Origin of the sequence: Lentzea jiangxiensis, from assembly GCF_900104175.1 — a bacterium.
Classification (GTDB): domain Bacteria; phylum Actinomycetota; class Actinomycetes; order Mycobacteriales; family Pseudonocardiaceae; genus Lentzea; species Lentzea jiangxiensis.
In genome coordinates this window covers 119,238-141,845 of the sequence record NZ_FNIX01000010.1, presented here as the reverse complement: position 1 = coordinate 141,845, position 22,608 = coordinate 119,238, and the positions used below count along the sequence as shown (strand labels likewise).

The window sequence follows — 22,608 nt, the reverse complement described above, 5'->3', positions numbered from 1 at the left end:
GGGCGGCGTTTGGTTGAAATCGTTCCCAAGTGGGTCTTGGGGACATCACCGCAGACGCGGTGCGCACGGCGTTGACGGAACACGACCGCATGGGGCTGGCGGAGTTCTGCGACCACCACGGCTTCGACCGGCTGCGCAACTACGTGATCGCCGACGGCGGCCGCCGGTACGGCACGCGGGTGATCGCCGCCGCCGCCCACGGCCACCTGCCTGATCGCGCGCCGCTGCGGCCGTCGGACGTCGCGGACGACGACGCGGTCAACGAGACCTTGAAGGGCCTGAGGTTCGAGGTCAAGGAACTGCGGCCGCCCAAGTGGACGCGGGAGGAGCTGATCCTCGCCTGCTCGCGGCTCTTCTCGAACAACCTCGTGGCGCAACGAGCGAACGATCCGGCGGTGCGGGAACTGGCGCAGCTCCTGCAGCGGCTGCCGTTCCACGCCCCAGAGGACCGGGGGCTCAACTTCCGTTCGGTCAACAGCGTCCAGCGCAAGCTCTACGACCTGCAGACCAGCCTCCCGGACTACGCCAAGAAGGAAACCCGCGGCGGAGCTCTCGACGAGGTCGTCATCGACGAGTTCAGGGCCAATGAGATCGACATGCACCGGCAGGCCGCCGCGATCCGCGCACAACACGAAACCAGGGCGTGGGCCTTGTTCTCCGCGGAGGGCGAGCGGAAATACGGCGGCAACACCGGCTACCCGGACGTGCTGGGGTCGAGCTACGTCTACGACAACAACGTCGGCCGCTCCCAACAACTCCGCGAAGGCCACGTCATCGCCATCCGCGACGGCGAGGACGTGCTCGGCGTCGCCAGGATCTCCCGCATCGACCACCAGGAGGACGTGCCGAAGGAGCAGAAGGTCTGCCCGCGCTGCCAGGGCGGCCGCTTCGACGAGCGCAGGGTCCAACGCCCCCGCTACCGCTGCCGCCGCACCAGCTGCCACCACGAGTTCGAGCAGCCTGAAACCAAGCCCACCAAGGTGACCCAGTACGTCGCGTACTACGGCGGCACCTGGCGCGCGCTCGACGGCGCCATCACCGCCGACGAGCTCAAGGAGGCGTGCACCGACGAAGCGGTGCAGAACGCGATCCGCCCCTTGGACGTGGCCAAGCTGGGAGCGATGCTCACTCGCGTCGCCGTGCCACTGCCCTCGCAGGTGGCGGAAGAACGTGTCGCGGCCAAGGTGAAGACCGCACGCCGCACCATCACAGAGCGGGACGAGACCGCCGGTGCGGATGACGAGGCACCCAGGGGAGGCCGGCGCGAAAGAAGGACGAAGGCCCGAAACGGCCAGGACAAGTTCAGGAAGAAACTGGTCCAGCGCTACGGCCACGTCTGCGCGATCACCGGTCCGTGCCCCGCAGAAGTGCTCCAGGCGGCGCACCTCCGCAGCTTCGCCGAACACGAGACCCACAACCTGGACGAGGGCGTCCTGCTCCGCGCTGACGTGCACCTGCTCTTCGACAACGGCCTTCTGGCGATCGACCCCACCACCTGGCGCGTGGTTCTCGCCCCGTCGCTGAGCGAGTACCAGGACTACGCCAAGTTCGACGGCGTTGAGTTCGCGATGGGCCCCTGCAAGAAGGCGATCACGGACCACTTCGTCGCGGTCACCGCGAACTGGATGTAGGCGCTTGGCCGGAACGACGAAGGCCGCCGACCTGTCGGTGCAGGTCAGCGGCCCTTCAGTCCAGCGCCCCTGGCAGGATTCGAACCTGCGACCTCGGGATTAGAAGTCCCTCGCTCTCTCCACTGAGCTACAGAGGCTGGAAGGGTGCGCAGACGGCCACGAACCGTGGTCGCCGATGCCCCCACCGGACACATCGTCCGGAGTCGATCGACTGTTTCCGCCCTACGACCAAATGGGTGATGAAAACGGTCTAAACGTGACGCGAATCACATCTGAGGGGCCGTTGAGGCTCTCTCCACGAGGGAAACGTCGAGTCTCGTCGGCCGGGGCGGTCTGGCTCCGGCCAGTAATTTCAGGGCCAGTTCGCCGGCTCGGCGGCCCTTGTCGGCCAGGGGTTGACGCACAGTAGTCAGCGGGGGGTCGCTGTAGGCCGCCTCGGGGACGTCGTCGAAGCCGACGACGGAGAGGTCGGTCGGGACGGTGAGGCTCAGGTCCCGGGCTGCTTGCAGGGCGCCGAAGGCCAGTTGGTCCGACGTGCACAGCAAAGCGCTCGGGCGTGGCTCGCGGGTCAGCAACCACCGCGCGCCCAGTCGTCCGAGTTCGCGATCACTGCCGCGGGCCTCCCACACCGGAACATTGTCCGGTTTCACCCCGGCTTTTTCCAAAGTATCGAGGTAGCCGCCCAGGCGGTCCCGGCTCACGCGGAACGGCACGTCCGAACGGCGCTCTTGCGAGACCGGGCCCGATGCTCCGTCCGGATGCAGGGCGAAGGTCAGGATGCCCAAGCGGGTGTGGCCGAGGCGGAGCAGGTGTGAGGCCGCGGCGCACGTGCCGGCGTAGTCCTGGACTTCCACCCGCGCGGAGTCCGGCAGCACGGGCTGGTCGATCACGACCAGCGGCAGGCCGCGGGCCGCCACGGCGTCGAGGGCCGGGGCGGAGTCCGGCAGCGAGTAGGCGACCATCACGTCGGCCTGGGCCCGCGAGACGATCGACGGGCGCGGGCCGCCGGTGGAGTTGCCCGGCATCAGGACCAGGCTGTGGTCGTGGCCGTCGACGGTGGACGCCAGGCCGTCGAGCACGATCGACAGCGCCGGGTCGGAGAAGGCGCCGGACAGGCCCTGGGGCAGCATGAAGCCGACGGCCGCGGACGAGCGGGTGGCCAGGGAGCGGGCGACCGGGTCGGGACCCGCGTAGCCCAGGGAGCGCGCCGTTTCGAGGATGCGTTCGCGCAGTGACGACGAGAGCTGGTCCGGGCGGTTGTACGCGTTCGACACCGTTGCCCTCGAGACCCCTACGGCCGCGGCGACGGTGTCCAGCGTCGGCCTGCGTCGGCGGTCGGAGTCCACGGACGCATCGTATGCGAGAGATCGCACCTCGACCGCTGGCGGCGCTGAAGCGCTTCAGTCATGCTGGGACGCATGTCCCCACGTCTGGCCACGTTTGTCGTGTTCCTCCTGAACGGCGCTGTCTTCGGCACCTGGGCCGCTCGTGTGCCCGCGCTCGCCGAGCAGGTCGGCGCAGAGGTGGGCAGTCTCGGGCTCGCGTTGCTCGGGGCGAGCGTCGGGCTCGCGGTGACGGCACCGCTGGCGGCGCGGATTTGCGCGGTCCACGGGTCGCGTGGCGTGCTGATAGCGAGCTCTCTCCTCAGTCCGTTGCTTCTGCCCGTGCTCGCGCTATCGGAGTCGCCGCTGCAGCTTGGGCTGAGCCTGGTCGCGCTGGGCGCGAGCATCGCCGCGATGGACGTGTCGATGAACGTCGCGGCGGTGGTGGTCGTTCGCAGCCTGCAGCGGCCGTTGATGCCGCAGTTCCACGCGGGGTTCAGCGTCGGCGGGCTCATCGGGTCGTTGGGCAGCGCCGCCGCCGCTCAGGCGCATTGGACGCCTATGAGGCACTTTCTTCTCGCGGCGTTCGTCGGCCTCGTGGTGACCGCGCTCATCGCGAAGAGCATTCCCGGTGGAGTAGGGGAGCGGCACAGGGAAGAAGTCTCCGAACGGGAGAACGTGCTCAAGAGCCCGGTCCTCTGGCTGTTGGCGAGCGTCGCGCTGTGCAGCGCTATCGCCGAAGGGGCGGCGGCGGACTGGTCGGCGCTGTTCATGGTCCGTGAGCGGGGCATGGGCGACGCGGCGGGCGCATACGCCTATGCGGGCTTCTCCGTCACGATGGGGCTCGCACGGTGGTTCGGCGAACCGATCCAGCGCAAGCTCGGCCCTCACCGCCTGCTCGCCGCGGGCGGTGGTCTCGCCGCGACGGGCCTGGCGCTCGCGGTGCTCGTCCCGCACCCCGCCGCCGGGTACGCCGGGTTCGGTCTGGCCGGGCTGGGGCTCGCGTTCTCGTTCCCGGTGGTCATGGACCTGGCCAGCGAGACCGGCAAGCGCGCGGACGGCAGCGGTGGCGAGCGTCAGCTCGGGCTGGTGACGACCATCGCCTACACCGGGTTCCTCGCCGGGCCGCCGATCGTGGGTGGCCTTGCCCACGTCAGCTCGCTCGTGGTGTCGCTCGGGTTCGTGGCGCTCGTCACCGCGCTGATCATCCCGGCGACCTTGCTGGCCAGGCGTGCGGCTAGGCGGACGGCATCCGTTTGAGCGCTTCCAGGGCGATCGGCGCCAGCGAGTCGCGCGCCCTGGCCTCCGTGGCGCCGCCGCCGATGCCGATGGCGACCAGCAGCGACTCGTCGCGCGTCACGGCGATGGTGGCGGTGCACACCATGTCCTTGGACTCCTGGCCGCAGCTCAGCCACGTGGCGTGCTTGCCCGTCTCGACCGCGCGGCCGTCCTTCTGGATCCTCTTCGACTCGTCGAACGACCGGTACGGCACCGCGACCAGCACGTATGCGTTCTCCTTGAGCGTGTAGAGGCATGAGTTCGCCATCTCCTGGCGCGGCACGGGGTTGAACCTGAGCGTCCCGACCGGCTTGAGGTCCTTCTCCGTCACCAGCGCGCACGGGTCGACGCCCGCGGTCTTGCGCGGCTTCTCGATGGCCAGCGGCGGCAGCGGCGCCGCGATGGGTTCGCCCTGGACGCGGTAGGCGCAGCCGGCCACGGAGAGCACCACGAGCAGCAGCAGGAGAGAACGGCTCACACGGGGCAACACTAGAGGGTCGTAGGCTCCGTGACGTGCCAATCGAACGCTCCACCAGAACGGGTTTGGTGCCCCTCGTCGTCATCGGCTTCGCGGTGGCGGCCCTCGCCGCCGTCGCGCTCAGCTCGTTCGAGAGCACCCCTCCGGCAGGGCTGCTCATCGTGCGCGTGCTGACCGAGACGGGTGCGGTGGTGACCATCGGCTCGTTGTTGTTGGCGGCTTTCCTCGTACCACCGCAGAAGTCCGGCACTCTCGCCGCGGACGGTTACGCCGCGATGCGCACAGCCGGGTGGTTTGCGCTGGTGTGGCTCGTTGGCGCCCTGCTGTCCGTGCCGTTCAACACAGCGGCCGCGATCGACCGTCCCGTGAGCTCGTTCAGCTTCAGCCAGATGATCGCGACGGCGATGCTGCTGGAGCAGTCCAAGGCGTGGATGCTGACGGCGATCATCGTGGCGTTGCTCGCACTCGGCTGCCGTCTGGTGCTCTCGTGGGGATGGACGACCGTCCTGCTGTTCGGCGCGATCTTCGCGCTCGTCCCGGTCGCGGTCACCGGCCACTCGTCGTCGGGTGGGTCGCACGACATGGCGACGAACAGCCTGTTGTTCCACCTCATCGCCGCGGTGCTGTGGGTGGGCGGCCTCGTCGCTTTGCTGGCGCACGGCAGACGTGGCGGCGCTCACCTCCCGCTGGCCACGACGAGGTTCTCGAAGATCGCGCTGGTCAGCTGGATCGTGATGGCCGTCTCGGGCGTGGTGAACGCCCTCGTGCGCATCACGCCGACCGACCTCGTGACGTCCACCTACGGCTGGCTGACGCTGGGCAAGCTCGCCTGCCTGCTGCTGCTCGGCGTGTTCGGCTACTTCCAGCGCGAACGCGGCGTCAAGGGCGTGGTCGACGGCAAGCCGCACGCGCTGCTCAAGCTCGCCGGCGTCGAGTTCCTGCTGATGATGTTCACCATCGGCCTGGCCGTGGCGCTGGCCCGCACGCCTCCGCCCGGCGGCAGCGTCGAGCTGCCCAGCCGCGTGGAGATCGCGATCGGCTACGACCTCGACGGCCCGCCGACCTTGACGAGCATCCTCTTCGACTGGCGCTTCGACCTGGTCTTCGGCACCGCCGCCCTGACGCTCGCGCTGCTCTACGTGCTGGGCGTGCGCAGGCTGACCAAGCGCGGTGACAAGTGGCCCGTCGGACGCACGGTCGCGTGGCTGTGCGGCTGCTTCACGCTGCTGTTCGCGACGTCGTCGGGCATGGGCCGGTACTCGCCGGCGATGTTCAGCGTGCACATGGAAGCCCACATGGTGCTGTCCATGCTGACCCCGATCCTGTTCGTCCTGGGCGGGCCGGTCACGCTGGCGTTGCGCGCGCTGCCGGTCAACAAGGAGGTGCCGGGACCGCGCGAGTGGGTGCTGGCCTTCGTGCACTCACCGGTCGCGCGCCTGCTGACGAACCCGTTCGTGGCGCTGGCCCTGTTCGTCGGGTCCTTCTACGCGCTCTACTTCTCGGGGCTGTTCGAGGCCGCGCTGCCGTTCCACTGGGCGCACCTCGCGATGAACGCCCACTTCATCCTCGCCGGCTACGTCTTCTACTGGCCCGTGATCGGCGTGGACCCGTCACCGAACAAGCTGCCGCCGCTCGGGCGGTTGGGGCTGTTGTTCGCGTCGATCCCGTTCCACGCGTTCTTCGGCGTCGTGCTGATGAGCTCCGCGACCGTCATCGGCGAGCAGTTCTACCGCGGCTTGGCGTTGCCGTGGGTGCAGAACCTGCTGGAGGACCAGCGGCTCGGCGGTGGCATCGCCTGGGCGGCGGGGGAGATCCCGTTGCTGGTGGTCATGGTCGCCCTGCTCACGCAGTGGGCGCGGCAGGACGGCCGGGACGCGAAACGGCTGGACCGCAAGGCCGACGCCGATGGCGACGCCGACCTCGAGGCCTACAACGCGATGCTGCGCAAGATGGCCGGGAAGGACTAGACCGACAGCGGCCGGCGGAAGCCGCGGACCGCGAAGAACGCGCCCGCCAGTGCGATCACGCCGCTCGTGACCAGCGCCCCGGCCACCCCGGTGACCGGCTGGGCGAGCGCCAGGCTGCGGGCGGCGTCGACCGCGTAGGTCAGCGGGTTGACCTTCGCGATCGCCTGCAGCCAGCCGGGCAGACCGGTGACCGGCACGAACGCGCTGGACGCGAACATCAGCGGGAACATCGCCAGGAAGCCGACGGTCTGCATCAGCTCCGCCTTGCGGACCCACGCGGCGATCGCGATGAACACCCAGCTCAGCGCCCACCCGACGACCAGCGCGAGGCCCAGGGCGGCGAGGGTGCCGAGCATGCCGCCGTCCGGGCGGAAGCCGAACACCAGGACGCCGAACGCGATCATCAGCACGAGCTGGAACGCGGTGCGGACCGCGTCGGACAGGTTGCGCGCCAGCAGAACCGTGCTCGGGCGGATGGGCAGCGAACGGAACCGTGCGAGCACACCGTTCGACATGTCCTGCACGAGCCCGATGCCGGACGCGAGAGAGGACTGCATCGCGGTGTTCACGAGGATCGCGGGCAGCAGGAAGTTGATGTAGCTCATGCCCGGCGGGAAGTTCGCCGTGGACGTGATGCTGCCGAAGATCTGGCTGAACAGCGTCAGCATGATCAACGGCTGCAGGATGCTGAAGAACACCAGTGCGGGCGTGCGCAGCAGCGCACGTAAAGAGCGGCCGGTCAGCACGAGGACTTGCGTCGGGTAGCTGCTGCCGTGCCAGGTCGAAGTCGCCATGATTTCCCCCTAGTTCGCGGCGAGCGTGAGGTAGACGTCGTCCAGAGTGGGCTCTTTGAGGCCGATTTCGTGCGCCTCCAAGCCGTTGTCGTCCAACGCGCGCACGACCGTCGCAAGGTCGCGTGACGCGCTGACGGGGGTCGTGAGCGTGAGGCCTTCCGAGGCGGGCGTCAGCCCCACGGAGGAGATGGCCTTCACCGCGATGTCCACATCGGACGCGGAGTCGAGTGTGACCGTCACCGTGCGCTGGCCGACCTGAGCCTTCAGCTCGGCGGAGGTGCCGGACGCGACGACCTTGCCGTGGGACAGCACGGTGATCGAGTCGGCGAGCCGGTCGGCCTCGTCGAGGTACTGGGTCGTGAGCAGCACGGTCGTGCCGTCCGCGACGAGCTTCTCGACGATCTCCCACATCGCGAGGCGGCTCGCCGGGTCGAGACCCGTGGTCGGCTCGTCCAGGAACAGCACCTCGGGGTTGCCGACGAGCGACGCGGCCAGGTCGAGGCGCCGCCGCATGCCGCCGGAGTAGGTCTTGGCGTTGCGCTTCGCGGCGTCGGTGAGGTCGAACTGCTCCAGCAGGTCGTCCGCGCGCTGGTGGGCCTGCCGGCGGCTCGCGCCGAGCAGCCGCGCGATCAGCACGAGGTTGTCGTGGCCGCTGAGCTGCTCGTCGACGGCGGCGAACTGGCCGGTGAGGCCGATGCGGCTGCGGACCTCGTGGCTCTGCTTCACCACGTCGAACCCGGCGACCTTCGCGCTGCCGGCGGACGGCGGCAGCATCGTGGTGAGGACGTTGACCAACGTGGTCTTGCCGGCTCCGTTGTGGCCGAGCAGGCCGAGAACCGAGCCCTTCTTCGCGGTGACGCTCACGCCGTCGAGCGCGTTCACGTCGCCGAACTGCTTGCCCACCTCGTGGGCTTCGATCATGAGCTCAGTCATCTGCTCCCCCTGGTCGGAGCGCTCCGTGCAGGAACAGCTCCACGATGGCGGCGGGTTCGGCGGTGGTCTCGCCGAAACCCGTGCCCATGCGGCTCGTGAAGACGGCGCCGAGCAACATCCGCCCGGCGAGGTCGGGGCTGACGCGCAGGTCCGCGTCGCCGAACAGGCCGGCGACGGCGTCGGTCAGCTGCTGCATGCCGACCGGCGGCCCCTTGTGCTTGCGGTGGTCCTCGTCGCGCGGGTGGTAGCCGGACTCGCGCAGCGCGCCGATGACGCCCCACATGCGGTCGAGGTAGCCGCTGAACGCCGCCACGCCCGCCGTCAGCCGTTCCTGCAGCGGCACGTCCGCCGGGATCGCCTCGAGGCGGGCGACCTCCTCGTCGGAGTGCAGCGCGCGCTGGATGCACGCGTCGAGCAGCTCCGCCTTGTCCTTGAAGACGCGGAACACCGTGCCTTCCGCGATCCCGGCCGCGGCGGCGATCTGGCTGGTGGTGACGTTCGCGCCGGCCCTCACGACGAGCGGAAGCGCGGCCTGGACGATCGCCTCGCGGCGGTCTTCCGGGCTCATCGCGGGGGCGCGGCGGCGGCGTGGTTCCTCTGGCACGTCCGCCACCTTATGAGTGAGTACTCACTCACGTCAATGAGTGGGCGCTCACTCACTCGCGCCGCTCCAGTGCCGCACTAGCACACGACACCGACGATTCCGCTGCCCGAGGCGCTCCAAGATCTCGACCTGTCCACAACCCGCGGGTAATCCACAGATCCGCGCACGCCCGGCCCGCCCCACCCGTCCCCGGAGCACCCTGGACCGGAACCCGCGACCTGGAGGCGAGCCCGATGTCCTGGAATTCCACCGTGATCACCGTTGTTGGCACTGTCGTCAGCGACGTCACGTACAAGCACGGCGAAGACGGCAAGACGAACGCGTTCTTCCGGATCAGCTCGACCGAACGCCGGTACAACACGGCACTCGGCGAGTGGGAGGACGGCGAGACCTTGTGGCTCGGGGTGTGGTGCTGGCGCAAGCTGGCCGACAGCGTGAAGACCACGCTGTCCAAAGGTGATCCCGTGGTCGTCCAGGGCAAGCTGCGCGTCCGCACCTACGAGAAGGACGACGTGAAACGGCAGTCGTTCAACGTCGACGCGGCACACGTCGGACTGGACTTGAGCCGCGTGCAGTCACTGGGCTCAGCCCCGCTCGTTGAACAGCGCGTCGCCGACGACCCGGCCGAGGAGCCGATCCCGTTCTGATCGGGCTTGAGCCGTTCGGGGCAAACGAGCGGCGGTAGTTCGGGAACCCACCCGATCGGGCACCACCGCCGGACAAGATGCGCGTACCGCGAACCACGAAGAAGGAGGGAAGCTCGTAGGTCGGGACCACCGAGGCCCGATCGCCGAGGGTCGTTCACGTTCGAACGGAACGAGCAGGTCACCGAGTCGCGTGACCCTCTGTTCGCGGCCGGACGCGGGCTACTCGGCGACCGAGGTCAGGAGCCTCCGGGCACCGCTCTACGATCGCCGCCATGGCCGAGTTCATCTACACCATGAAAAAGGTGCGCAAGGCGCACGGTGACAAGGTCATCCTCGATGACGTCACGATCATGTTCTACCCCGGCGCGAAGATCGGTGTGGTCGGTCCCAACGGCGCCGGCAAGTCGAGCGTGCTCAAGATCATGGCGGGGTTGGACACGCCCAACAACGGCGAGGCGTACCTGTCGCCCGGCTACACCGTCGGGATCCTGCAGCAGGAGCCGCCGCTCAACGAGGAGAAGACCGTCCTCGGCAACGTCCAGGAGGGCCTGGGCGAGATCAAGGTGAAGCTGGACCGCTTCAACGAGATCGCCGAGCTGATGGCGACCGACTACTCCGACGAGCTGATGGAGGAGATGGGCAAGCTCCAGGAGGAGCTCGACCACGCCGACGCGTGGGACCTCGACTCCCAGCTGGAGCAGGCGATGGACGCCCTGCGCTGCCCACCGCCGGACGCCGACGTCACCAAGCTCTCCGGTGGTGAGCGCCGCCGCGTCGCGCTGTGCAAGCTGCTGCTGAGCAAGCCCGACCTGCTGCTGCTCGACGAGCCCACCAACCACCTGGACGCGGAGAGCGTCCTGTGGCTCGAGCAGCACCTCGCGCAGTACGCCGGCGCCGTGCTCGCCGTGACCCACGACCGGTACTTCCTCGACAACCTGGCCGAGTGGATCCTCGAGATCGACCGCGGCCGGACCCACCCGTACGAGGGCAACTACTCCACCTACCTGGAGAAGAAGGCCGAGCGTCTCGCGGTCCAGGGCAAGAAGGACCAGAAGCTGCAGAAGCGCCTCAAGGACGAGCTCGACTGGGTGCGCTCCGGCGCCAAGGCCCGCCAGGCCAAGTCCAAGGCGCGTCTCGACCGCTACGAGGAGATGGCGGCCGAGGCCGAGAAGACCCGCAAGCTCGACTTCGAGGAGATCCAGATCCCGCCGGGCCCGCGTCTGGGCAGCGTCGTGGTCGAGGTCGACAAGCTCAAGAAGGGCTTCGGCGACCGGGTCCTGATCGACGGCCTGTCGTTCACGTTGCCGCGCAACGGCATCGTCGGCGTCATCGGTCCGAACGGCGTCGGCAAGACGACGCTGTTCAAGACCATCGTCGGGCTCGAGAAGCCGGACGAGGGCGACGTCAAGGTCGGCGAGACGGTCCTGCTGTCCTACGTCGACCAGAACCGCGGCGGCATCGACCCGAAGAAGACGGTGTGGGAGGTCGTGTCCGGCGGGCTCGACTACATCCACGTCGGCAACGTCGAGATGCCGTCCCGCGCGTACGTCAGCGCGTTCGGGTTCAAGGGTCCGGACCAGCAGAAGCCCGCGGGCGTGCTGTCCGGTGGTGAGCGCAACCGCCTGAACCTCGCGCTCACGCTCAAGCTCGGCGGCAACCTGATCCTGCTGGACGAGCCGACCAACGACCTGGACGTCGAGACCCTGGGCTCGCTGGAGAACGCTCTCGAGCAGTTCCCCGGCTGCGCCGTCGTGATCTCTCACGACCGGTGGTTCCTCGACCGCGTCGCCACGCACATCCTCGCGTGGGAGGGCACGGACGAGGACCCCTCGAAGTGGTACTGGTTCGAGGGCAACTTCGAGGGCTACGAGAAGAACAAGCTCGAGCGCCTGGGTGCGGACGCCGCGAGGCCGCACCGTGTCACGTACCGCAAGCTGACACGGGACTGAGAGGGCAACGGCGACGTCGTGGCGGCGAGCGGCGAGGCGCGGGCGAACGTCGAGGTGAGCACGCTGGTCGTGCCCGCCTGGATGCTGCGTTGGCGCGCACCGGAGCTCGCTCTGGTGCTGGGCGAGCGCGCGGTCGCGCTCGCCTCGGCCCGCCGCGACGAGGCCGACCGCCTGCGGGCGGAGTCGCTCGTGGTCTTCGCGGGCAACCGCGTGGGCCGCGGCGTCCGCTTCGCCGACCGGGCGCTCGACGCCTTGAAGGCGGCCGAGGCCGCCGGTGAGCACGAGACCGGATGGCTGCTGCGGGTCGAGCTGGCGGCGTGCGCACGCTCCGTGGGTGCGCCGCTGACGGGGTTCGCGGCGGTCATGCCGGTGCTGGAAGCGCCGGACGTGCCCGCCGAACTGCGGGCCTCCGCTCTGGTGCAGGCCAGCGAATGTCTCGTCACGGTCGGCCGCGGCGACGAGCCCGCACGGGCTCTCGCCGAGGCGGACCAGCTCTACGTCGCCGACACGACGCTCGACGAGGACACGCGTCTGCTGCTGCGCGGGCTGATCCGCGCGGTGCAGGCCGCGCAGCACCGGCGGTGGGGCGACGTCGCCGCCGCCATCGGTGCCGCACGCGAAGGACTGGACCTGCTGAGCAGGTTCTCCGACCCGGCCGCGGACAGCGGCCAGGGCGTCGGCTGCCTCACGCTCGAGTTGGTGCTCGCGTTGATGGACGCGAACCGCCTGCACGACGCGGGCGAGGCCGGCGCCCCGTTGCTCCACCTCCCGGTGCGCGCTCCGTCGGCGTCCACGACGGGCTGGTTGCGCCTGGCCCTGGCGACGCGCGTGCACCTGCCGGCAGGCCGCGTCGCACTGGCCCGCGAGATGTTGCGCGAGGCCGCGGTGAGCGCCGAACGCCACCAGCTCGACACGGTGCTGGCCGAGAGCCTGCTCGCGCTGGCCCACGTGAACGAGGTGTCCGGCGACCTGGCCGACGCGCTGTCCAACCTGCGCTCCGCCCACGCCGCCGAACGCCGCCGTGCCCGTGCCGTCTACGCGGTGCGCGCCCGGCTCGCCGCCGAGTTCTCCGGTGTCCACCGCCAGCCGGCCGACCTGCACCAGCAGCTGGCCGGTCTGCTCCGCCCGGTCGAGGGCGCGCAGGTGGTCACCGACGGCGTTCTGCCCGCCGCTGTGAAGCAACAACTCCGGCAGTGGCGCCCAGTCCAGGTCCGCAAGGGCGATGGGCTGAAGGTCAAGCGCGCCCGGCGCGCTGCCGAAGACATGACCGTGGAGGGTTTGTCCGCGGCACGACAACACGCCGCCGACCGGTGGCGCATGGTCCAGCCGTTCGGCGAGCCCGATGACAAGACCTCGGAACCCGTGGAACCGCCACCCGCATCATTGCCTTCCTCTCCCTCCCCCACCTCCGCCTCCCCGTCGTCCTCGGAGCGCACCGTCCCCGCCTCCGGCCTGATCGCCTCCGCCGGTGCCATGGTGAGCGGCCGCCGCCGCGCCGCCCGCGTGGCCGCCGGCGAGATCGACGACCGCCCGACCACCATCGCCGAGATCCCCGTCGCGACCGACCCTCCCCCCGCTGCGCCGCCGGCCTCCGAGCCGCCCGCACCGCAGCCGCCCGCTCCCGAACAGCCCGCACCGCAGCCGCCCGCCCCGCAGGAGCAGCTGACCGTCGAGCAGCAGCGCAAGCGCAAGGTCGAGCAGCAGCTCATGGAGCTGCAACGCGAAGCCCGCCGTCAGATCGAGGAGGAACGGCAGGCCCGCGCCGAACAGCGCGCCCAGGCCGAACGCGAGGCCCGTGCCGCCGAGGAGGCAGCGCGCCAGGAGGCCGAACGCCAGGAAGCCGCCCGGCTCGCGGCGGCGCGCAAGGAAGCGGCCGAGCAGGAGGCCGCGCGCCAGGAGGCCGCCCGGCAGGAAGCCCTCCGCCAGGAGGCGGCCCGGCAGGAACTCGCCCGCCAGGAGGCAGCCCGACAAGAGGCCGAACGGCAAGAAGCCCTTCGCCAGGAGGCAGCCCGGCAGGAACTCGCCCGGCAGGAACTCGCCCGGCAGGAACTCGCTCGGCAGGAGGCGGCCCGCCAGGAGGCAGCGCGCCAGGAAGCCGCCCGCCAGGAGGAGGCCAGGCGCGAAGCCGCACGACTGGAAGCGGTCCGCCGCGACGTCGCCCGCCAGGAGGCGGCCCACCAGGAGGTCGCGCGCCGCGCCGGGGAACGGGAGGCCGCCCGTGCGGAGGCCCCCGCCCGCGACGAGGCGGCCCAGCCCCAGCAGGAAAGCGTCCTGGACATGCTCAAGGCCCAGGGCCTGAGGGCAGGCGGCCGGAGGCGGGCCCGCGAGGCCGAGCCGGAATCCCGGCCCGATCCCCGGGCCGCCGCCCCGTCGTGGCGCGTCGAACCGCCGACGAGCCTGCGCCGGGACGAGCCGTCCGCGGAGCCCTCGTCGCAGGACCGCTCCACGATCCCGGACTCGTCGGACAACCCCGCGCGCCCCGGCCTGTCGGCCGCGTTCTCCCGGGCCCCGGCGGCTCCGGACTTCGGTCCCCACCTCGACGAGCCGGCGTACCCGTCGCACACCCCGGCGGGCGGTTCCCCCGCGATCCCCGATCCGGACGAGCGCAGGCTTCCGGACCTCGACTTCAGCCTGCTGGACCTCAGCGCGCCGAAGCCGAAGCCGGAGGCGGCCCTCCCCGCCGCGCCGGAGCACCCGGACCAGCAGCCGGAGCCGGACCCCGCGCCGCTGCCCCCGACCCCCGACCCGGTTCCGGCCGTGCCGACCCCGGACGAGGTCCCGCCGTCCCCGCAACCGGACCTGATGACGAGCACCTTCCTGAGCTCGGCGGACGTGGAGGACGACTCCGGCGACATCCCGACGGTCCCGGTGCGCAGGCCCGACCAGCCCCAGCCGGCCTCCGGCACCCAGACGGGTTCCGGGACCCAGACGGGTTCCGGAACGCAGCCGAGCTTCGGCAGCCAGAACTTCGGCGCCCAGAACTTCGGCACGCAGAGCAGCTTCGGCACCCAGTCGGTCTTCGCCACGCCGTCGTCGTTCAACGCGCGGCCGGACTTCGACCCGCAGACCGGTGCGGGGCCAGCGGCCGGCTCCGGCGCCGCGACGGCCGGTGAGCCGGAGTCCGCCGTGGAGTACGACTTCTTCGCCACCGATCCCGGCTCGCCGGCGGAGCCGGACGCGGGCCACGGGACCGGTGGGGACGCCTCGCCCGCCGAACCGGGAGACAGGACGGGCCGGCCGAGCAGCCGTCGCCGTCCGAGCGAGATGAGCCTCGCCGACCTGCTGGCCGAAGCGCTGGTCGCGTACGAGACGGGCCGCCGGTCCGACGAGGAGCAGCTCGAGGCGTCGGACCTGACCCCGGCCGGCTGGGCGGCCGGAGAACCCTCCGCGGAGCAGCCGTCGGGGGAGGCGTCCGGAGTGGAGCAGGGGCCGGCGGCCGAGGCCGAGCCGGTCATGGGGTTCGGCGTGCAGCAGGACGCCGCGGCGGAGACGCTGCCCGGCTCGGCCGTGTCCGGGCAGGAGAAACCGTTCGGGCAGGAAAAGCCGTTCGGGCAGGAGGTCGCGCCGAGTTCGGACAGCTACTTCCAGCCGGGCCGGTTCCTCGGCTCGCAGGAGGCCGGCACGGCGCCGAACCCGGAAACGCCGTCGCTGGACGGGGCTTTCGGATCGGACCTCGCCTTCGGCAGGCGGCGCAGGCCCGTGCCGGAGACGCCTGTCCCGGACGCCTTCCCGTCCAGCCCTTTCTCCGGCACGCAGCAGCCTGTGGCGCGCACGGGGACGAGTCCCGGCTCAGCCACCCCGGTCACGCCCTCGTTCGGGTCACCGCAGGCGTTCGGCTCGGCGCAGCCGGTCGAGAGCGCGCCGGAGTCCGAGCAGGAGAAGACCGGGCCGATCGTGCCGGTCGGTGTCGCGCCGGACAACGAGACCACGGTTCCGATCCGTCGCTTGGGGACGGAAGGTCCCGGCTGGACGTTGCCCGGGACGTGAGGGTGGCGAGCGCCACACCTCAAGACTTGCCCAACTCGTCCGCGGTGGGCTTAGCGGCCCGTCGCGGGCGGGTAGGTGGTCGGAGGCCGGTCCCGTACCCGGCCGATGATCGGTTGTGCCTCACCGGATCGGTGGTTCGCGCGAGCCGGCTCTCGGGGTTGAGCCGATGGCGGGCCGGCCGGGGCGGTGGTGCCTGAAAGTGTTGCCGCCACTGAGGATGTGACTCGATTCAGCCTCGATTCAGTGGTCCGTCAGAGCCCCTCCCGTTGCCGTTGACGGCCGCCACCCCATCTAGGGTGGGGTCGGACCCGGCACACAGAGGTGCCGGATAGCGTGGAGTCGCCTGAAGATGACCTCGACTGGAGCCCCGACCCGAACCGATGACGTCTCCGCGGCCCCCGCCGCGGCTGATGGCAGTCGAACGGCCAGTCCTGAGCAGGTCCGTGACGAGCTGATCGAACGGGCCGCCGCCAATGCCCCCGAACTCGCAGACCTGATCCGCCTTTTCTACCGCCACGTGCCCGCCGAGGAGGTCAACGACGACGACCCGGTGGACCTGGTCGGAGCGGTGCGGTCGAACTACCAGCTCGCCGAGAGCCGCGTCCCCGGACGCGCCGTGGTGCGCATCCTCAACCCGACGCGCAGCGCCGACGGGTGGCAGTGCCCTGTCACCGTCGTGCAGGTCGTCACCGACGACATGCCGTACCTCGTGGACTCGGTCGCGTCCGAGCTCACGCGGGCGGGCGTGCAGGTCCAGCGCGTCGTGCACCCGATCGTCGTGGTGCGGCGCGACCCGGTCACCGGTGAGCGCACGGAGGTGCTGCCGACGGCCGACCCGGCGGATCCGCCGGCGGACGCGCTGGCCGAGTCCTGGATGAACATCGAGGTCGACCTCATCACCGACGCCGGCCGCGCCCGCGAGCTCGAGACCCGGCTGCAGGCGGTGCTGACCGACGTCCGCGAGGTCGTCGAGGACACCGACCGCATGGTCGCCACGGCGCTGCAGCTGGCCGGCGAGCTCGAGAAGGACTCGTCGGAGTCCACCACCGACGGTGCGAAGCTGCTCCAGTGGCTGGCGGACGGGCACTTCACGTTCATGGGCTACCGGCAGTACGAGCTGGTGCACGAGGACGGCGAACCGGCTCTGCGGGCCGTGCTCGCGAGCGGCCTGGGCGTGCTGCGCCAGGACAGCCTCGCCGCTCGCAGCCTCACCGCCGGCCCGGACAACGGCGCGCAGGCGCTCAGCCCCGAGCTGCTGGTGCTCACGCAGGCGAGTGCGCAGAGCAGCGTGCACCGCAGCGTCTACCCGTACTACGTCGGCGTGAAGACGTTCGACGCCGAGGGCAACGTCTCCGGTGAGCACCGCTTCCTGGGCATCTTCAGCACCACCGCGCTGCACGAGGACGTGCTCGACATCCCGGTGATCGAGCGCCGCGTGCGCGAGGTCATCCACCGCGCGGGCTTCCCGCTGCAGTCCTACTCGGGCCAGCGGATGCTCGAGGTGATCCAGAACTACCCGCGCACCGAGCTGTTCTCGGTCGACGCGGAGACGCTCTACCAGACGACCACGGGTGTCATCGCGCTCGCGGAACGCCGCCGGCTGCGGCTGTTCCTGCGCCGCGACCCGTTCGGCCGCTTCTTCTCGTGCCTGGTCTACCTGCCGCGCGACCGCTACACGACGACGAGCCGCCTCGCGATGCAGGAGGTGCTGCTCGCCGAACTCGGTGGCCTGAACCTCGAGTACAGCGCGCGCATCGGCGAGTCCGCCCTGGCCCGCGTGCACTTCATGGTGCACACGGACCCGGCGCGCATGCTGGAGCCGGACGTCCACGCGATCCAGGCCAAGCTCGCCGAGGCCGTCCGCAGCTGGGACGACCGCATGGTGGAGGCGGTCGGCGGCGACGGCGCCGAGTCGGCCACGGAGCAGGGCCAGCGGTTCGCCGCGGTCTTCCCGGAGGCCTACAAGGAGGACTTCCCGGCCTCCACCGGTCTCGAGGACTACCGCCGCATCGAGCGGCTCGCCGAGGGCGACCTCGACATGGTGTTCTACGTGCCGGACAACGCCGAGCCGGGGGAGCGGCGCTTCAAGCTGTTCGTGACCGGTGAGGGCATCACCCTGTCCGACGTGCTGCCGATGCTGCAGCGCATGGGCGTCATCGTGGTCGACGAGCGGCCGTACGAGATCGCCCGCGAAGACGGCGTGCAGTGCTGGATCTACGACTTCGGCCTGCGCATCGACAAGGCCGCGCTCGCGCAGCTGTCCGACGAAGACCTCGACCACGTGCGGGTGCGCTTCCAGGACGCGTTCGCCGCGGTCTGGCGGGGCGAGGCCGAGGTCGACCGGTTCAACTCGCTGGTGCTGCAGGCCGGGCTCACCTGGCAGCAGGCCGCGATGCTGCGCGCGTACGCGAAGTACCTGCGCCAGGCAGGCACGCCGTACTCGCAGGACTACATCGAGGACGCCGTGCTCAGCCACACGAGCGTGGCGATCGCGCTGGTGGCGTTGTTCGAGTCCCGGTTCGACCCGCGCCTGGACGACGCGACGCGCGCCGACCGCACCGAGACGATGGTCGTCGAGACCGGCAAGCTGATCGACGACGTGACGAGCCTCGACGCGGACCGGATCCTGCGCAGCCTGCTCACGCTGATCAACGCCACGCTGCGGACGAACTACTTCTTCCGCGACACCGACGGCAACGCCCGGCCGTACCTGTCGGTCAAGCTCGACCCGCAGGCGATCCCGGACCTGCCGCAGCCGCGGCCGAAGTTCGAGATCTTCGTGTACTCGCCCCGGGTCGAGGGCGTGCACCTGCGCTTCGGCAGCGTCGCGCGCGGTGGCCTGCGCTGGTCCGACCGCCGCGAGGACTTCCGCACGGAGATCCTCGGCCTGGTGAAGGCGCAGGCCGTGAAGAACGCGGTGATCGTGCCGGTCGGCGCCAAGGGCGGCTTCGTCGTCAAGCGCCCGATCCCGGCGACCGGTGACCCCGGCATCGACCGCGAGAACTTCATGGCCGAGGGCATCGCCTGCTACAAGATGTTCATCTCGGGCCTGCTCGACCTCACCGACAACCTGATCAACAACGAGGTCGTGCCCGCGTCGCAGGTCGTGCGCTACGACGGCGATGACACGTACCTGGTCGTGGCGGCGGACAAGGGCACCGCGACGTTCTCCGACATCGCGAACGGCGTGAGCCAGAGCTACGGCTTCTGGCTGGGCGACGCGTTCGCGTCCGGTGGCTCGATCGGCTACGACCACAAGGCCATGGGCATCACGGCCAAGGGCGCGTGGGAGAGCGTGAAGCGCTCGTTCCGCGAGCTCGGCGTGGACACGCAGACCGAGGAGTTCACCGTCGTCGGCATCGGCGACATGTCCGGTGACGTGTTCGGCAACGGCATGATGCTGTCCGAGCACATCCGGCTCGTGGCCGCGTTCGACCACCGGCACATCTTCATCGACCCGAACCCGGTCGCGGCCACCTCGTTCGCCGAGCGGGTGCGGTTGTTCACCGTCCCGCGCTCGTCGTGGGACGACTACGACCGCTCGCTGATCAGCGAGGGCGGCGGCGTCTTCCCGCTGACGGCCAAGTCGATCCCGATCTCCGAACAGGCCCGCGTCGCACTGGGCCTGCCCGAGGGCGTCGCGAAGCTGTCCCCGCCGGAGCTCAAGAAGGCGATCCTGCTCGCGCCGGTCGACCTGCTCTGGAACGGCGGCATCGGCACGTACGTCAAGGCGTCGACCGAGTCGCACGCCGACGTCGGCGACAAGGCGAACGACTCGATCCGCGTCGACGGCAACGAGCTGCGCGTCAAGGTCATCGGCGAGGGTGGCAACCTGGGTCTCACCCAGCGCGGCCGCATCGAGTTCGCGCGCGGCGGCGGCAAGGTCAACACCGACGCGCTCGACAACTCCGCGGGCGTCGACTGCTCCGACCACGAGGTCAACATCAAGATCCTGCTGGACCACCTGGTCCGCGAGGGCTCGGTGGAGCAGCAGCAGCGCAACGAGGTCCTCGCCGAGATGACCGACGAGGTCGGCGAGCTCGTGCTGGCGGACAACTACTCGCAGAACAGCGTCCTCGGCGTCAGCCGGGCGCACGCCGCTCCGATGCTGTCGGTGCACGCGCGTCTCACGGCCGACCTGGAGGCGCGCGGGGCGCTCAACCGCAAGCTGGAGGCGCTGCCGAGCGTCGCGGAGTTCAAGGCGCTGGAGAAGAACGGCGCGGGCCTCACCTCGCCGGAGCTCGCCACGCTCCTCGCGTTCACGAAGCTCACGCTGAAGGAAGAGCTGCTCGCGAGCGACATCCCGACGATCGACACGTTCACCCGCAAGCTCCCGGACTACTTCCCGAGCCTGCTGCGCGAGCGGTTCGGCGCGGAGATCCCGAACCACCCGCTGGCGCGGCAGATCATCACGACCGTCGTGGTGAACGAGGTCGTCGACGGTGGTGGCATCTCCTACGCCTTCCGCCTGGCCGAGGAGATGAGCGCGTCGGCGACGGACGCGGTTCGCGCGTACGCCGTCGTCACCCAGGTCTTCGACCTGCCGTCGATCTGGCGGGAGATCGAGGCGCTGGACACCGCGGTGCCGACGGACGTGCAGGACAGCATGGTCCTGGAGACCCGCCGGTTGCTCGACCGCGCGTCCCGCTGGCTGCTGTCGAACCGCCCGCAGCCGCTCGCGGTCGGCTCCGCGATCAACCGCTTCCGCGGCGTGGTCGAGGAGCTGAGCCCGTACGCCTTCGACCTGTTGCAGGGCAAGGAACTGGCCGTGGTCGCGGGCAAGGCGGACCGGTACGTGGAGCAGGGCGTCCCGGCCGAGCTGGCCCGCAAGGTGGCCGCGCTGCTCTACATGTACGGGCTGCTCGACGTCACCGAGATCGCCGAGCTGGCCGAGCGCGAGTTCGGCCCGACCGGCGGCGCGGGTCCGGAGCGCACGCACCGCGAGACGGCCGAGCTGTACTTCGCGCTGTCCGACCACCTCGACATCGACCACATGCTGGACTCGGTGACGAGCCTGGAGCGCGGCAACCGCTGGCACGCCCTGGCCCGCCTGGCTCTGCGCGACGACTTCTACTCGTCGCTGCGGGCGATCTCCCTCGACGTGCTGAGGGCGAGCGACGAGGGCGACACGGCCACCGAGAAGATCTCCAAGTGGGAGCAGGCCAACGCTTCCCGCCTGGCCCGCTCGCGCGGTGCGCTGGAGGAGATCAACCGGGTCCACCAGTTGGACCTGGCGACCCTGTCCGTCGCCGCCCGCCAGGTGCGGAGCATGGTCAGGTAGCACGCACGGAGCACGAACCGGGGCGCCGCGAAATCCCCTTCGCGGCGCCCCGGTGTCAGTTGAACGTCAGACGACCTGGTCGAGTTCCGCGCGCTGTTCGACCGCCCGGCGGAGCCACTGCCGCCCGACCACGACCACCAGGGCGGCACCGGCCGCCGCGACGGTTCCGGCGGCGGATCCCATCCACAGCCCGAGGACCTCCATGCCGTCGGCGGGCGACGGGATGTCGGCGAACGTGACGAAGACGAACAGCCACGCGAGGACCAGCGCGCCGGCGGCGATGGCCCCGATCGCGACGTTCGTCCACGTGACCGAGCCCGGCTCGAACACGGTGCCCTCACCCGCGCGGTGCAGCACCCCTCCCAGCGCCACCGCCAGCACCTGGAGGCACGCGACGAAGACGATCGCGGAGACCACGAACGGCACTCTCACGGCCTCGTAGGGCGGGAACAGCTCGACCTCGTTCGCCGCGGTCGCCGGGATCACCGCGACCTGTGCGAACAGCCCGCCGAGGAACGCGATGGCGAGCAGGGCCTGCAGGAAGATCACCAGGACACGAGACATGAATCGAGTATCGAGAGCTGCCTATCGACTTTCAATCGCTCTGTGTGGAGGTCCTGTGAAGGTTCGTGCGGTCGTGAGCGGTAGGGTCCCCGCATGGGTGTCTTCGTCACGGGTGTGCGGCCGCGATGGTCGGACATGGATGCGTTCGGCCACGTCAACCACGCCAAAACGGTGACGTTGCTCGAAGACGCCCGGATCGAGCTGCTGTTCACGGAGGCGGCCCGCCACGGTGTCAAGGAACTCGCCGAGGGCATGGTCGTCGCGAAGCTCGTGGTCGAGTACCTCGCGCCGATCGTCTTCACCGGTGAGGACATCGTCGTGGAGATGTCGGTGCGGGAGCTCAAGTCCGCGTCGCTGACGCTCGACTACGTGGTGCGCGGCAGCCGCGAGGTGAACAGCCCGGTGGTCGTCAAGGCGGAGACGCTGATGGCGCCCTTCAACGTGACGACAGCACGTCCGCGGCGGCTGACCGAGGCCGAGCGCGACTTTCTCGCCGGGTGGCGGGCAGGGGGAAATGGTGCCTGAACTGGTGTTGGCCGACGCGGCCGAGAGAGACGACCTCGGGGCGTTCGCCGCACGCGCGGTGCGCCTCGACGCCCAGACGGTGGTGCGGCTGCGCAACCGCAACGAGGAGCTGCTCGACGCGTGGGTCGCCACGCCGTTCGACACCCTGGCCACGCGAACCGTTGCGGGACAGGCGAATCCGGCCGACGTCACGGTGTCCGGATCGGAGCTGCTGACGGGTCTCGCGGTCATGCGCGACGAGCGCATCGACCCGGGACCGGCCAAGGACCTGATGTGGCGCTCGGCCCTGCCGCCCGCGGAGGGCTGGCTCGTGGTCGACCGGCTGCCCGTCGAGGTCGTCGCGGAGATCGCGGACGAGGGCGTCGAGGTGGCGCGGGAGAACACCGGTCCCCAGGGGACGCCGCCGGCGTCGTTGCTGGACCAGACGGTGCTCACCGTGACCGGGTCCGGGTTGGACGTGAAGGTCCCGCTGCGGGTCCTGTTCGCGTTGTCGGGCATGGGTTTCCTCGGTGACGACGGTGACGTCCGGGTGACGGCGACCGACTCGTGGCTGCGGATCGACGCCCGGTACGGCGCGGTCGTCCGCCGCCGCCACTCGATGCTGCCGCTGATCGTCTGAACCTCGGCCGAGGCCCAGGCCGGTCGAAC

The 22,608-nt window shown here is 70.4% G+C and carries 15 protein-coding genes and 1 tRNA gene; 9 read left to right on the top strand and 7 right to left on the bottom strand.

What is annotated here, in order from left to right; genetic code table 11:
• Nucleotides 1–29 precede the first annotated feature (29 nt).
• Complete coding sequence (locus tag BLQ91_RS24640; protein ID WP_090100220.1) at nucleotides 30–1,631, top strand: HNH endonuclease; 1,602 nt, start codon at nucleotides 30–32, stop codon at nucleotides 1,629–1,631.
• 64 nt (nucleotides 1,632–1,695) lie between these two features.
• Here the strand turns inward: BLQ91_RS24640 and BLQ91_RS24635 are convergent.
• Both BLQ91_RS24635 and BLQ91_RS24630 read right to left on the bottom strand, forming a co-directional pair.
• Nucleotides 1,696–1,768: transfer RNA gene (locus tag BLQ91_RS24635), tRNA-Arg, on the bottom strand.
• 129 nt (nucleotides 1,769–1,897) lie between these two features.
• Nucleotides 1,898–2,977, bottom strand: coding sequence for a LacI family DNA-binding transcriptional regulator (locus BLQ91_RS24630; RefSeq protein WP_090100219.1), 1,080 nt, complete (start codon nucleotides 2,975–2,977; stop codon nucleotides 1,898–1,900).
• A 72-nt stretch (nucleotides 2,978–3,049) separates the two neighbouring features.
• On the opposite strand from BLQ91_RS24630, the gene BLQ91_RS24625 reads away from it, so the two are divergent.
• On the top strand, nucleotides 3,050–4,213 hold the full coding sequence (locus tag BLQ91_RS24625; protein ID WP_090100362.1) for an MFS transporter: 1,164 nt from the start codon (nucleotides 3,050–3,052) through the stop codon (nucleotides 4,211–4,213).
• Here the strand turns inward: BLQ91_RS24625 and BLQ91_RS24620 are convergent.
• Nucleotides 4,191–4,709 carry a hypothetical protein gene (locus BLQ91_RS24620; protein WP_090100218.1) on the bottom strand — a complete coding sequence of 173 codons (519 nt, stop codon included), beginning with the start codon at nucleotides 4,707–4,709 and terminating at the stop codon, nucleotides 4,191–4,193. The genes BLQ91_RS24625 and BLQ91_RS24620 overlap by 23 nt on opposite strands.
• Before the next feature lie 35 nt (nucleotides 4,710–4,744).
• Here BLQ91_RS24620 and BLQ91_RS24615 point away from each other — a divergent pair, with 35 nt between their 5' ends.
• Nucleotides 4,745–6,676, top strand: a complete 1,932-nt coding sequence (locus BLQ91_RS24615; protein ID WP_245733786.1) for a bifunctional copper resistance protein CopD/cytochrome c oxidase assembly protein — start codon at nucleotides 4,745–4,747, stop codon at nucleotides 6,674–6,676.
• On the opposite strand, the gene BLQ91_RS24610 is transcribed toward BLQ91_RS24615, so the two are convergent.
• Genes BLQ91_RS24610 through BLQ91_RS24600 form a run of 3 tightly spaced genes read right to left on the bottom strand, consistent with a single transcriptional unit; the run spans nucleotide 6,673 to nucleotide 9,007 of the window.
• The gene (locus BLQ91_RS24610; protein WP_090100214.1) at nucleotides 6,673–7,470 is read right to left on the bottom strand and encodes an ABC transporter permease; all 798 of its coding nucleotides are present in this window, start codon (nucleotides 7,468–7,470) and stop codon (nucleotides 6,673–6,675) included. The two genes, BLQ91_RS24615 and BLQ91_RS24610, sit on opposite strands and share 4 nt — an antisense overlap.
• 9 nt (nucleotides 7,471–7,479) lie before the next feature.
• Nucleotides 7,480–8,403 (bottom strand): ATP-binding cassette domain-containing protein, encoded by a 924-nt coding sequence (locus BLQ91_RS24605; RefSeq protein WP_090100212.1) that lies wholly within the window; start codon nucleotides 8,401–8,403, stop codon nucleotides 7,480–7,482.
• The gene (locus BLQ91_RS24600; protein ID WP_245733785.1) at nucleotides 8,396–9,007 is read right to left on the bottom strand and encodes a TetR/AcrR family transcriptional regulator; all 612 of its coding nucleotides are present in this window, start codon (nucleotides 9,005–9,007) and stop codon (nucleotides 8,396–8,398) included. The genes BLQ91_RS24605 and BLQ91_RS24600 overlap by 8 nt, the downstream gene beginning before the upstream one ends.
• 251 nt (nucleotides 9,008–9,258) lie before the next feature.
• Here BLQ91_RS24600 and ssb point away from each other — a divergent pair, with 251 nt between their 5' ends.
• From ssb to BLQ91_RS24580, 4 genes are all read left to right on the top strand, one after another.
• On the top strand, nucleotides 9,259–9,654 hold the full coding sequence (gene ssb / locus BLQ91_RS24595; protein WP_176959940.1) for a single-stranded DNA-binding protein: 396 nt from the start codon (nucleotides 9,259–9,261) through the stop codon (nucleotides 9,652–9,654).
• A gap of 272 nt (nucleotides 9,655–9,926) precedes the next feature.
• Complete coding sequence (gene ettA / locus BLQ91_RS24590) at nucleotides 9,927–11,603, top strand: energy-dependent translational throttle protein EttA (protein WP_090100208.1); 1,677 nt, start codon at nucleotides 9,927–9,929, stop codon at nucleotides 11,601–11,603.
• Between the two features lie 18 nt (nucleotides 11,604–11,621).
• Nucleotides 11,622–15,590, top strand: coding sequence for a histone H1-like repetitive region-containing protein (locus BLQ91_RS24585; RefSeq protein ID WP_090100207.1), 3,969 nt, complete (start codon nucleotides 11,622–11,624; stop codon nucleotides 15,588–15,590).
• Nucleotides 15,591–15,939: 349 nt separating this feature from the next.
• Nucleotides 15,940–20,871 carry an NAD-glutamate dehydrogenase gene (locus BLQ91_RS24580; RefSeq protein WP_090100206.1) on the top strand — a complete coding sequence of 1,644 codons (4,932 nt, stop codon included), beginning with the start codon at nucleotides 15,940–15,942 and terminating at the stop codon, nucleotides 20,869–20,871.
• A 66-nt stretch (nucleotides 20,872–20,937) separates the two neighbouring features.
• Here the strand turns inward: BLQ91_RS24580 and BLQ91_RS24575 are convergent, their stop codons facing one another.
• Nucleotides 20,938–21,435, bottom strand: a complete 498-nt coding sequence (locus BLQ91_RS24575; protein ID WP_090100205.1) for a DUF2975 domain-containing protein — start codon at nucleotides 21,433–21,435, stop codon at nucleotides 20,938–20,940.
• A 93-nt stretch (nucleotides 21,436–21,528) separates the two neighbouring features.
• On the opposite strand from BLQ91_RS24575, the gene BLQ91_RS24570 reads away from it, so the two are divergent.
• Entirely contained in the window at nucleotides 21,529–21,960 is a 432-nt protein-coding gene (locus tag BLQ91_RS24570; protein WP_090100204.1) for an acyl-CoA thioesterase, read from the top strand.
• On the top strand, nucleotides 21,953–22,579 hold the full coding sequence (locus BLQ91_RS24565; RefSeq protein ID WP_090100360.1) for a DUF8010 domain-containing protein: 627 nt from the start codon (nucleotides 21,953–21,955) through the stop codon (nucleotides 22,577–22,579). The genes BLQ91_RS24570 and BLQ91_RS24565 overlap by 8 nt, the downstream gene beginning before the upstream one ends.
• Nucleotides 22,580–22,608: the final 29 nt, after the last annotated feature.

Bases quoted from the DNA above. Each gene is read 5' to 3' on its own strand.
- BLQ91_RS24625 (WP_090100362.1), top strand. From the start codon at position 3,050: ATGTCCCCACGTCTGGCCACGTTTGTCGTGTTCCTCCTGAACGGCGCT.
- BLQ91_RS24610 (WP_090100214.1), bottom strand. From the start codon at position 7,470: ATGGCGACTTCGACCTGGCACGGCAGCAGCTACCCGACGCAAGTCCTC.
- BLQ91_RS24605 (WP_090100212.1), bottom strand. From the start codon at position 8,403: ATGACTGAGCTCATGATCGAAGCCCACGAGGTGGGCAAGCAGTTCGGC.
- ettA (WP_090100208.1), top strand. From the start codon at position 9,927: ATGGCCGAGTTCATCTACACCATGAAAAAGGTGCGCAAGGCGCACGGT.
- BLQ91_RS24580 (WP_090100206.1), top strand. From the start codon at position 15,940: ATGACCTCGACTGGAGCCCCGACCCGAACCGATGACGTCTCCGCGGCC.
- BLQ91_RS24575 (WP_090100205.1), bottom strand. From the start codon at position 21,435: ATGTCTCGTGTCCTGGTGATCTTCCTGCAGGCCCTGCTCGCCATCGCG.
- BLQ91_RS24570 (WP_090100204.1), top strand. From the start codon at position 21,529: ATGGGTGTCTTCGTCACGGGTGTGCGGCCGCGATGGTCGGACATGGAT.